Origin of the sequence: Pseudomonas sp. JR33AA, assembly GCF_021378985.1 — a bacterium.
In the GTDB taxonomy this organism is placed as follows: Bacteria; Pseudomonadota; Gammaproteobacteria; order Pseudomonadales; family Pseudomonadaceae; genus Aquipseudomonas; species Aquipseudomonas alloputida.
This window is the reverse complement of record NZ_JAJSAW010000026.1, coordinates 32,857-43,679: the sequence shown is the minus strand read 5'-3', so window position 1 is coordinate 43,679 and position 10,823 is coordinate 32,857. Positions and strand designations below refer to the sequence as shown.

Here is a 10,823-nt window from a genome sequence, read left to right as displayed (position 1 = left end):
ACATGCAGGTAGGGGTTTTGTCTTTGTGGGCAAAAAAGCCTGGGCTTGTTTGAATCTCTGTGAGCGCAGATGGCACCGGCTTTGCCGGTGTTCGCGGGTAAACCCGCTCCTACAAGGAAGGGTGCAACGCCAGGCAGGGGCGCGCACCCTCCAGGCAAATGCCGCCTCCCACAATTCGAGCCAGAACACTAGAATAGCCATCACGCACCTATTCAGAAGCGCCCTATGTCCAATTCTGTCGAACCTGAAACCTTGGCCCAGTTGCCGTTGGACGAGCTTGTCGCCTGCCATGAATGTGACCTGCTGCTGCGCAAGCCCGTGCTGCAGCATGATGAGAAAGCCCAATGCCCGCGCTGCGGCTACGAGCTCTATGCTCACCGGCACAATGTGGTCAATCGCAGCCTGGCCTTGGTACTGACGGCCCTTTTGCTGTTCGTGCCGGCCAATTTCCTGCCGATCATGCAGTTGCACCTGCTGGGTCAGACTTCGGACGATACGGTCTGGAGTGGTGTGCTAGGCCTGTACAACTCGGGAATGCGCGGTGTTGCCGTAGTGGTGTTGCTCTGTAGCATGGTCATTCCGCTGGCGAAGCTGCTCTGTCAGCTGGCCGTGCTGTTGAGCATCCGCTTGAACTTCGGGCGTGACTACGGCCTGGTCTTCTACCGCATCTATCACCACCTGCGTGACTGGGGCATGCTCGAGGTCTATTTCATGGGGGTGCTGGTGGCCATCGTCAAACTGGTGGACCTGGCCGAACTGACTGTGGGCCTTGGGCTGTTCTGTTTCATCAGTCTGTTATTGATCCAGGTGTGGCTCGAGGTGGTGATGTCGCCCCACCAGATCTGGAGTGCGCTATCGGGGGAGGACCTGCATGCGGGCGATTGACGCAGGCATTGTTGTCTGCAATGAGTGTCACGAGCTGAACAGGCAAGAGCCAGACAGCACTTCGCAAACCTGCACACGCTGCGGCGCTATTGTGCATGCACGCCGGCCGAACAGTATCGTGCGCACCTGGGCGTTGCTGATTGCGGCGTCGATCCTCTACATCCCAGCCAACATACTGCCGATCATGACCGTGAGTACCCTCGGTCAGGGCAGCCCGGACACCATCATGTCCGGTGTCATCACCCTGCTCAAGCATGGCATGGTGCCCATTGCGGCTGTGGTGTTCATTGCCAGTATCCTGGTCCCCACGTTCAAGCTGGTGGGCATCGGCTTGCTGTTGTATTCCGTTCAGCGCCGGCAACCGCTTTCGGCCCGGCAGCGGATATTGATGTACCGCTTCATCGAATTCATTGGGCGCTGGTCCATGCTGGATATCTTCGTCATTGCCATCCTGGTGGCAGTGGTGAATTTTGGCCGAATAGCCAGTGTCGAAGCCAACCTGGGCGCTGTCGCCTTCGCAACTGTGGTGATCCTGACAATGCTTGCCGCTTTAACTTTCGATCCCCGACTGATTTGGGATAACACGGAGTCGGATGACGACCATGAGTGACCTGCCAACGGCTAAAACCCGACCAGCCTCGAACTGGTCGGCCATCTGGATCCTGCCTTTGATTGCGCTGATGATCGGTGGCTGGCTCGCGTGGCAGGCCTACCGCGACGCTGGCGTGGAAATTGAAGTCCGCTTCGAGTCGGGAGAGGGTATCGTCGCCAACAAGACCGAGGTCATCTACAAAGGTATGCCGGTTGGCAAGGTGAAAAGCCTGGTGCTCGATGCCAAGGGCGACAGGCAGGGGGTGATCGCTACCATCGAGATGAACAAGGCCGCCGAGCCCCATCTGAACAAAGGCACGCGTTTCTGGCTGGTGAAGCCGAGCGTCAGCCTGGCGGGTATATCCGGCCTTGAAACATTGGTGTCGGGTAACTACATCGCTGTTAGCCCGGGGGAGGGGGAGCGTACCAAGCGCTTTGTGGCATTGAAGGTGGCGCCACCGCTCTCGGATTCTGAACCAGGCCTGCACTTGACCCTCAAGGCCGACAGGCTGGGCTCGCTCAACCGTGACAGCCCGGTGTTCTACAAGCAGATTCAGGTTGGCCGGGTGAAAAGCTACCGCCTGTCCGAGGACCAGAACACCGTCGAGGTGAAAGTCTTCATCGAGCCGGCGTACGCCAGCCTGGTGCGCAAACACACGCGTTTCTGGAACGCCAGCGGTGTCAGCATCGATGCTTCGCTTTCGGGTGTGAAGGTGCGCAGTGAGTCGTTGTCGAGCATTGTGGCGGGTGGTATTGCCTTCGCTACGCCGGAGTACCGCAAGGACAGCCCGCCCACCGATCCGAGCCTGCCGTTCCGCCTGTACGAGGACTTCGATGCAGCCCAGGCCGGTATCCGGGTAAAAGTGAAGCTGAGCGATTATGAAGGCCTGCAGGCGGGTCGCACGCCGGTCATGTACAAGGGCATCCAGGTGGGCTCGCTAAAAGCCCTGAAGATGGAAGACAACCTGGCCAGCGCTTCGGCCGAGCTGACACTCGACCCGCTGACTGAGGACTACCTGGTAGAGGGGACGCAGTTCTGGGTAGTCAAGCCGTCGATTTCTCTGGCGGGTATCACTGGCCTGGAAGCACTGGTCAAAGGTAACTACATCGCCATTCGTCCTGGTGAGAAGGGTGCACGGCCAGAGCGTGAGTTCGAGGCGCGTGCCAAGGCGCCGCCGCTCGACCTCAAAGCGCCGGGCCTGCACATGGTGTTGTTCGCCGACACCTTGGGTTCGCTGGAAATCGGCAGCCCGGTGATGTACCGCCAGGTGAAGGTGGGTAGCGTGCAGAGCTATCAGTTCGCCCGTAACAGCAACCGCATCCTGATCGGTGTGCATATCGAGAAGGAGTACGAGAAGCTGGTCAATGGTTCGTCGCGCTTCTGGAACGTCAGTGGGATCACCCTGACCGGCGGCCTGTCGGGCATCAAGATCAAGAGTGAGTCGCTGCAAACGCTGATGGCCGGCGGTATTGCGTTCGATACGCCACGGCTCGATGTTCCGCTCAAGCGACACATTCCACGCTTCCGCCTGCATGACAGCCAGGAAGCGGTAAACCGTGCGGGTACGTTGATCACCATCCGTGTAGAGCGTGCCGATGGCCTGAAGCCGGGCACGGCCATCCGCTTCCGCGGCCTGGATGTGGGCAGCATCGAGAGCGTCGACCTGACCGATGACCTGCAGGCGGTGCTGCTACGGGCGCGCATTACCGAAGCGGCGGATCGTATTGCCCGTGCCGGTACGCAGTTCTGGGTGGTCAAGCCGGCCCTGGGCCTGGTGCGCACTGAAAACCTGGACACCTTGATCGGTGGGCAGTACCTGGAAGTGCAGCCAGCCACCAAGAACCGTGGTCCACAGCGCGATTTCATCGCCTTGGCCGAAGCACCGCAGGTAGCAGGGCCAGAGGTAGGCCTGCCATTGACGCTCAGTGCGCCACGCCGCGGCTCGATCAAGCCGGGTGTGCCGGTCACCTATCGCGAGGTTACGGTGGGCAAGGTGACAGGCTTCGAGCTGGGCCAAAGCGCTGACCGCGTGCTGATTCATATCCTCATCGAGCCGCGCTATGCCGCCTTGGTGCGCAGCGGTAGCCGCTTCTGGAACAGCAGTGGTTTCGGTTTCGACTGGGGTCTGTTCAAGGGCGCTACAGTGCGTACCGAGTCGGTGGAAACCCTGATTGATGGCGGTATCGCCTTCGCAACGCCAGATGGCGAGCAGATGGGTAACCCGGCACGGCCGCAGCAGACCTTTGCCTTGTTCGAAAAGGCCGAGGATGAATGGCTGCAATGGGCGCCGAAGATTCAGATAGCCAAGTGATGTAAAAGCAGGGCCGCCACGCGCGGCCCCGCTTTTTTGTGGGGGCGACCCACATGGAGTTGTGCCCGCCAGCATAAATCGCAGGCAACAAAAAACCGACCCTAGGGTCGGTTTTTCGACTAGCGCGTCGCTTAGGCAGCTGCAGCTTCTTTCAGCGCCTTGATGTGGCCATTCAGACGGCCTTTGTGACGAGCAGCCTTGTTCTTGTGGATGATACCCTTGTCGGCCATACGGTCGATTACAGGTACAGCCAGAACGTAAGCGGCTTGCGCTTTTTCGGCGTCTTTTGCGTCAATGGCTTTAACTACATTCTTGATGTAGGTGCGGACCATGGAACGCAGGCTGGCGTTGTGGCTGCGACGCTTCTCAGCCTGTTTTGCACGTTTCTTGGCGGAAGGTGTGTTGGCCACCGTCGAGCTCCTCGAAAGACTTTAGGTAAATAGCAAACAAAATAGGCCGCGAATCATGCCGATCAGTCGAGCGGATGTCAAGGCCACCTGCAAGGTTCCGCCGAGCGGTGCGCCAACAAGCGGGAAAGATTCCTTTCTGCTGCGCGACCTGTACACTCGGGAATTTTTGGCTCCCCTGCGAAGGCGCGGGAGTATCGCACATTCGGACGCTGTCTGGCAGCGTCCTCTGTCATTGGCGTGAATCTTTTCGATGAACCTGCTCAAATCCCTGGCTGCAGTAAGCTCGATCACCATGATTTCGCGGGTGCTGGGCTTTGTTCGCGACACCATCCTGGCCCGCATCTTTGGTGCCGGTGTCGCTACCGATGCCTTCTTCATCGCGTTCAAGCTGCCCAACCTGTTGCGGCGCATCTTCGCCGAAGGCGCATTCTCCCAGGCCTTCGTACCGATTCTGGCCGAGTACAAGACCCAGCAAGGCGAGGAGGCGACGCGCACCTTCATTGCCTATGTCAGCGGCCTTCTGACCCTGGTGCTGGCCCTGGTGACCGCCATCGGCATCCTCGCTGCACCGTGGGTGGTGTGGGCGACGGCCCCGGGTTTTGTCGACAGCACCGAAAAATACGAGCTGACCACCGCCCTGTTGCGGGTGACGTTTCCTTATATATTCCTGATCTCGCTGTCTTCCCTGGCCGGGGCGGTCCTCAATACCTGGAACCGCTTTTCGGTGCCGGCCTTCACGCCCACGTTGCTGAACGTGGCGATGATCGCCTTCGCCGTATTGCTGACGCCGTACTTCAACCCGCCAATCATGGCGTTGGCCTGGGGCGTGCTGGCGGGTGGCCTGGCGCAGTTGCTGTATCAGCTGCCAGCGCTGAAGAAGATTGGCATGCTCGTGCTGCCGCGCCTGAACCTCAGGGACGCGGGTGTGTGGCGGGTACTGAAGCAGATGCTGCCGGCGATCCTGGGGGTGTCGGTGAGCCAGATCTCGCTGATCATCAACACTATCTTCGCCTCCTTCCTGGTGGCCGGCTCGGTGTCGTGGATGTACTACGCCGACCGCCTCATGGAGCTGCCTTCCGGTGTGCTGGGCGTTGCCCTGGGCACCATCCTGCTGCCGACCCTGGCCAAGACCTACGCCAACAAGGACCGCGAGGAGTACTCGCGGATTCTCGACTGGGGCCTGCGCCTGTGCTTCCTGCTGGTGTTGCCCTGCACCCTGGCGTTGGCCATTCTTGCCGAGCCGCTGACCGTTGCGCTGTTTCAATATGGCAAGTTCAGCGCGTTTGATGCGGCCATGACCCAGCGGGCGTTGATCGCCTATTCCGTGGGCTTGCTGGCGATCATTCTGATCAAGGTGCTGGCACCTGGCTTCTACGCGCAGCAGAATATTCGCACGCCGGTGAAGATCGCCGTCTTCACCCTGGTCTGCACCCAGCTGTTCAACCTTGCCTTGGTCGGCCCGCTTGCACATGCCGGCCTGGCATTGGCGATCAGCCTCGGTGCTTGCCTGAATGCCGGTTTGCTGTTCTGGAAGCTGCGCAGTCAGCAGCTGTTCGAGCCTCAGCCTGGCTGGGCAGTGTTCCTGCTCAAGCTCGTGTTGGCGGTGACGCTGATGTCGGCAGTACTGCTGGCGGGCATGCACTATATGCCGGCCTGGGAGCAGGGCATCATGCTTGAGCGCTTCCTGCGGCTTGGGGCGCTGATCCTGGCGGGCGTCGTGACGTATTTTGGCTGCCTGTACCTGTGTGGCTTCAGGCCCCGGCATTTCGCTCGCAAGGCCTTGCACTGAGGCTTTTGGCGGGTCAGGCGTCGGTTTTTCGCATTCCACGCCGCCCTTGGGCGCTGCTGCCTGTCACCAGCGCCCGGGTGTGGTTATAATCGGCCACTTTATGAGCAAGAAGCGCGTTATGCAGCTGGTTCGAGGTCTTCACAACCTGCGCCCCGAGCACCGGGGCTGTGTCGCCACCATTGGCAACTTCGACGGGGTTCACCGCGGCCACCAGGCAATCCTGGCGCGCCTGCGCGAGCGCGGTCAGGCCTTGGGCCTGCCGACTTGCGTGGTGATCTTCGAACCGCAACCACGCGAGTACTTCGCACCCGATACCGCGCCGGCGCGTCTGGCCCGGCTGCGCGACAAGATTGAGTTGCTGGCGACCGAAGGCATCGACCGGGTGCTGTGCCTGGCGTTCAACCAGCGTCTGAGCAAGCTCAGTGCCGATGCCTTCGTCAAGGCCATCCTGGTCGACGGCCTGGGCGTACGTCATCTCGAAGTGGGCGATGACTTCCGCTTCGGCTGCGACCGCGCTGGCGACTTTGCTTTCCTGGTCGAGGCCGGCGACGCGTACGGTTTTACCGTCGAGGCCGCCAACACGGTTATCCAGGACGGCCTGCGAGTCAGCAGCACCGAAGTGCGCAAGGCCTTGTCCGAGGGCAACTTCGAGCTGGCCGAACACCTGCTGGGCCGCCCGTACCGCATTACAGGCCGCGTGCTGCACGGCCAGAAGCTGGCCCGCCAGCTCGGCACACCAACCGCCAACATCCAGCTCAAGCGCCGTCGCGTGCCGCTGTCCGGGGTATATCTGGCCAGCATCGTGATCGACGGCAAAGCGTGGCCGGGTGTCGGCAATATCGGCGTGCGCCCCACCGTTGCCGGTGATGGGCGCCCGCACCTGGAGATTCATCTTCTGGACTTTGCCGGCGATCTTTATGGCCGGCGCCTGACGGTGGAGTTCCACCACAAGCTGCGTGAAGAGCAGCGATTCGCCTCCCTGGAGGCGCTGAAGTCGGCGATCGATGCGGATATCGCCGCCGCACGTGCACATTGGCACGCTCAACCGCTAACGAAGAGCCTGAAATGACCGACTACAAAGCCACGCTTAACCTTCCGGACACCGCCTTCCCCATGAAGGCCGGCCTGCCTCAGCGCGAACCGCAGATCCTGCAGCGCTGGGACAGCATTGGCCTGTACCAGAAGCTGCGCGAAATTGGCAAGGATCGTCCCAAGTTCGTCCTGCACGACGGCCCGCCCTATGCCAATGGCAAGATTCACATCGGTCATGCGCTGAACAAGATCCTCAAGGACATGATCGTCCGTTCCAAGACCCTGGCCGGCTTCGATGCGCCGTACGTGCCAGGCTGGGACTGCCACGGCCTGCCGATCGAGCACAAGGTCGAGGTTACCCACGGCAAGCACCTTTCCGCCGACCGTACCCGCGAGCTCTGCCGCGAGTACGCTGCCGAGCAGATCGAAGGGCAGAAGACCGAGTTCATCCGCCTGGGCGTGCTGGGCGACTGGGACAACCCCTACAAGACCATGAACTTTGCCAACGAGGCCGGTGAAATCCGCGCCTTGGCCGAAATGGTCAAGCAAGGCTTCGTGTTCAAGGGCCTGAAGCCGGTGAACTGGTGCTTTGATTGCGGTTCGGCGCTGGCTGAAGCGGAAGTCGAGTACGCCGACAAGAAGTCGCAGACCATCGACGTGGCCTTCCCGGTTGCCGATGAAGCCAAGCTGGCCGCCGCCTTCGGCCTGGCCTCGCTGGCCAAGCCGGCCGCCATCGTGATCTGGACCACCACCCCGTGGACCATCCCGGCCAACCAGGCCCTGAATATCCACCCGGAATTCAAGTACGCCCTGGTCGACACCGGCGAGCGCCTGCTGGTGCTGGCTGAAGAGCTGGTCGAGTCGTGCCTGAAGCGCTACAACCTGGAAGGTTCGGTCATTGCCACCGCCCAAGGTTCGGCGCTGGAGCTGATCAACTTCCGTCACCCGTTCTACGATCGCCTGTCGCCAATCTACCTGGCCGACTACGTCGAGCTGGGCGCCGGTACCGGCGTGGTGCATTCCTCGCCAGCCTACGGTGAGGACGACTTCGTCACCTGCAAGCGCTACGGCATGGTCAACGACGACATCCTTACCCCGGTGCAGAGCAACGGCGTATATGTCGAGTCGCTGCCCTTCTTCGGCGGCCAGTTCATCTGGAAGGCCAATCCGGCCATCGTCGAGAAGCTGAGCGAAGTCGGTGCGCTGATGCACACCGAAACCATCAGCCACAGCTACATGCACTGCTGGCGCCACAAGACCCCGCTGATCTACCGCGCCACTGCGCAGTGGTTCGTGGGCATGGACAAGCAGCCGAGCACCGGCGAGCCGCTGCGTGAGCGTGCGCTGAAGGCCATCGAAGACACCAAGTTCGTCCCGGCCTGGGGCCAGGCGCGCCTGCACGCGATGATCGCCAACCGCCCGGACTGGTGCATCTCGCGTCAGCGCAACTGGGGTGTGCCGATCCCGTTCTTCCTGCACAAGCAGACCGGCGAGCTGCATCCGCGCACTGTCGAACTGATGGAAGAAGTGGCCAAACGTGTCGAGCAGCAAGGCATCGAGGCCTGGTTCAAGCTGGACGCCGCCGAACTGCTGGGCGCTGAAGCCGACCAGTACGACAAGATCGCCGACACCCTCGACGTGTGGTTCGACTCGGGCACCACCCACTGGCATGTTCTGCGTGGCTCGCACGACATTGGCCATGCCACCGGCCCGCGCGCCGATCTGTACCTGGAAGGTTCCGACCAGCACCGCGGCTGGTTCCACTCTTCGTTGCTGACCGGTTGCGCCATCGATAACCATGCGCCCTACCGCGAGCTGTTGACCCACGGTTTCACCGTGGACGAGAACGGCCGCAAAATGTCCAAGTCGCTGGGTAACACCATCGAGCCGGAGAAGGTCAACAACACCCTGGGTGCCGATATTCTGCGCCTGTGGGTTTCGGCCACCGACTATTCCGGTGAAATGGCGGTTTCCGAGCAGATCCTGCAGCGCAGCGCCGATGCTTACCGGCGTATCCGTAATACCGCGCGCTTCCTGCTTTCCAACCTGTCCGGTTTCGACCCGGCCCGCGACCTGCTGGCCTCGGAAGACATGCTGGCGCTGGACCGCTGGGCCGTTGACCGTACCCTGCTGCTGCAGCGCGAGCTGGAAGAGCACTACAGCGAGTACCGTTTCTGGAACGTCTACTCCAAAGTGCACAACTTCTGCGTACAGGAGCTGGGCGGCTTCTACCTCGACATCATCAAGGACCGCCAGTACACCACCGGCGCCAACAGTGTCGCCCGCCGTTCCTGCCAGACCGCGCTGTTCCACATCAGCGAAGCGTTGGTGCGCTGGATCGCGCCGATCCTGGCATTCACCGCCGACGAAATCTGGCAGTACCTGCCGGGCGAGCGCAACGAGTCGGTCATGCTCAACGGCTGGTACCAAGGCCTGAGCGAGCTGCCGGAAGGCACCGAGCTTGGCCGCGCTTACTGGGACCGCGTGATGGCAGTGAAGGCATCGGTGAACAAGGAGCTGGAAAACCAGCGCACCGCCAAGGTCATCGGCGGCAACCTGCAGGCTGAAGTGACCCTGTACGCCGACGAAGGCCTGAGTGCCGACCTGGGCAAGCTGGGCGACGAGCTGCGCTTCGTGCTGATCACCTCGGCCGCCAGCGTGGTGCCGTTCGCACAGGCGCCGGCCGAAGCCGTAGCCACCGAAGTCGAAGGCCTCAAGCTGAAAGTGGTCAAGTCCGGCCACGCCAAGTGCGGCCGTTGCTGGCACTTCCGCGCCGATGTCGGCAGCCACCCGGAGCACCCGGAAATCTGCAGCCGTTGTGTCGACAACCTGAGCGGCCAGGGTGAGGTGCGCCACTATGCCTAACCCTGCAGCGGGGCGCTTCGGGCGCCTTGCATGGCTTTGGCTGAGCTTGCTGGTCCTGGTCATCGACCAGGCCACCAAGCTGTACTTCAACAACGCCCTGACCATGTACCAACAGATTGTGGTCATTCCCGACTACTTCAGCTGGACCCTGGCCTACAACACCGGTGCTGCATTCAGCTTCCTGGCTGATGGTGCAGGTTGGCAGCGCTGGTTGTTCGCCCTGATCGCCGTGGTGGTCAGCGCGGTGCTGGTGGTGTGGCTCAAGCGCCTGGGGCGCAACGAGACCTGGCTGGCCGTGGCGCTGGCGCTGGTGCTGGGTGGGGCGATTGGCAACCTGTACGACCGCATCGTGCTGGGCCATGTGGTCGACTTCATCCTGGTGCACTGGCAGAACCGTCACTACTTCCCGGCCTTCAACGTGGCCGACAGCGCCATCACCGTTGGTGCGGTGATGCTGGCGCTGGATATGTTCAAGAGCAAGAAGTCCGAGGATCCGGTCCATGACTGACACCCGTATCGGCCAGAACACCGAAGTCACCCTGCACTTCGCGCTGCACCTGGAAAACGGCGACACCGTCGACAGCACATTCGATAAAGCCCCAGCCACCTTCAAAGTGGGTGATGGCAACCTGCTGCCGGGCTTTGAAAACGCCCTGTTCGGCTTCAAGGCAGGTGACAAGCGCACCGTGGTGGTTGCCCCGGAGAACGCCTTCGGCCAGCCTAACCCGCAGAACGTGCAGGTCATGCCGAGGTCCAACTTCGAAGGCATGGAGTTGTCCGAAGGGCTGCTGATCATCTTCAACGACGCCGCCAACACCGAGCTGCCGGGTGTGGTCAAAGCGTTCGATGACGACCAGGTCACCATCGACTTCAATCACCCACTGGCTGGCAAGACCCTGACCTTCGAGGTGGAGATCCTCGAGGTGAAGGCCCTGTAAG

9 protein-coding genes are annotated in these 10,823 nt (G+C 61.4%); 8 read left to right on the top strand and 1 reads right to left on the bottom strand.

What is annotated here, in order from left to right; genetic code table 11:
* The first annotated feature begins 225 nt into the window (after positions 1 to 225).
* From LVS58_RS24125 to LVS58_RS24115, 3 genes are read left to right on the top strand one after another with little or no spacing between them, the layout of a single operon-like run.
* Complete coding sequence (locus LVS58_RS24125; protein WP_020190949.1) at positions 226 to 885, top strand: paraquat-inducible protein A; 660 nt, start codon at positions 226 to 228, stop codon at positions 883 to 885.
* Positions 872 to 1,495, top strand: coding sequence for a paraquat-inducible protein A (locus LVS58_RS24120; protein ID WP_014589576.1), 624 nt, complete (start codon positions 872 to 874; stop codon positions 1,493 to 1,495). The genes LVS58_RS24125 and LVS58_RS24120 overlap by 14 nt, the downstream gene beginning before the upstream one ends.
* Complete coding sequence (locus tag LVS58_RS24115; RefSeq protein ID WP_233693119.1) at positions 1,488 to 3,788, top strand: PqiB family protein; 2,301 nt, start codon at positions 1,488 to 1,490, stop codon at positions 3,786 to 3,788. The genes LVS58_RS24120 and LVS58_RS24115 overlap by 8 nt, the downstream gene beginning before the upstream one ends.
* 131 nt (positions 3,789 to 3,919) lie before the next feature.
* Here LVS58_RS24115 and rpsT read toward each other — a convergent pair whose 3' ends face one another.
* On the bottom strand, positions 3,920 to 4,198 hold the full coding sequence (gene rpsT, locus LVS58_RS24110) for a 30S ribosomal protein S20 (protein ID WP_003247625.1): 279 nt from the start codon (positions 4,196 to 4,198) through the stop codon (positions 3,920 to 3,922).
* A 250-nt stretch (positions 4,199 to 4,448) separates the two neighbouring features.
* On the opposite strand from rpsT, the gene murJ reads away from it, so the two are divergent.
* The 5 genes from murJ (at position 4,449) to fkpB (ending at position 10,822) form a co-directional block, all read left to right on the top strand.
* Positions 4,449 to 5,987, top strand: a complete 1,539-nt coding sequence (gene murJ / locus LVS58_RS24105) for a murein biosynthesis integral membrane protein MurJ (protein ID WP_233693118.1) — start codon at positions 4,449 to 4,451, stop codon at positions 5,985 to 5,987.
* A 118-nt stretch (positions 5,988 to 6,105) separates the two neighbouring features.
* Positions 6,106 to 7,056, top strand: a complete 951-nt coding sequence (gene ribF / locus LVS58_RS24100; RefSeq protein ID WP_233693117.1) for a bifunctional riboflavin kinase/FAD synthetase — start codon at positions 6,106 to 6,108, stop codon at positions 7,054 to 7,056.
* Positions 7,053 to 9,884: an isoleucine--tRNA ligase gene (gene ileS, locus LVS58_RS24095; protein ID WP_233693116.1), complete on the top strand. Its 2,832-nt coding sequence runs from the start codon at positions 7,053 to 7,055 to the stop codon at positions 9,882 to 9,884. Before ribF ends, ileS begins: the two co-directional genes overlap by 4 nt.
* The gene (gene lspA / locus LVS58_RS24090; protein WP_003247609.1) at positions 9,877 to 10,392 is read left to right on the top strand and encodes a signal peptidase II; all 516 of its coding nucleotides are present in this window, start codon (positions 9,877 to 9,879) and stop codon (positions 10,390 to 10,392) included. Before ileS ends, lspA begins: the two co-directional genes overlap by 8 nt.
* Complete coding sequence (gene fkpB / locus LVS58_RS24085) at positions 10,385 to 10,822, top strand: FKBP-type peptidyl-prolyl cis-trans isomerase (protein ID WP_003247607.1); 438 nt, start codon at positions 10,385 to 10,387, stop codon at positions 10,820 to 10,822. The genes lspA and fkpB overlap by 8 nt, the downstream gene beginning before the upstream one ends.
* Position 10,823 lies beyond the last annotated feature (1 nt).

Bases quoted from the DNA above. Each gene is read 5' to 3' on its own strand.
- LVS58_RS24125 (WP_020190949.1), top strand. From the start codon at position 226: ATGTCCAATTCTGTCGAACCTGAAACCTTGGCCCAGTTGCCGTTGGAC.
- LVS58_RS24120 (WP_014589576.1), top strand. From the start codon at position 872: ATGCGGGCGATTGACGCAGGCATTGTTGTCTGCAATGAGTGTCACGAG.
- LVS58_RS24115 (WP_233693119.1), top strand. From the start codon at position 1,488: ATGAGTGACCTGCCAACGGCTAAAACCCGACCAGCCTCGAACTGGTCG.
- murJ (WP_233693118.1), top strand. From the start codon at position 4,449: ATGAACCTGCTCAAATCCCTGGCTGCAGTAAGCTCGATCACCATGATT.
- ribF (WP_233693117.1), top strand. From the start codon at position 6,106: ATGCAGCTGGTTCGAGGTCTTCACAACCTGCGCCCCGAGCACCGGGGC.
- ileS (WP_233693116.1), top strand. From the start codon at position 7,053: ATGACCGACTACAAAGCCACGCTTAACCTTCCGGACACCGCCTTCCCC.
- lspA (WP_003247609.1), top strand. From the start codon at position 9,877: ATGCCTAACCCTGCAGCGGGGCGCTTCGGGCGCCTTGCATGGCTTTGG.
- fkpB (WP_003247607.1), top strand. From the start codon at position 10,385: ATGACTGACACCCGTATCGGCCAGAACACCGAAGTCACCCTGCACTTC.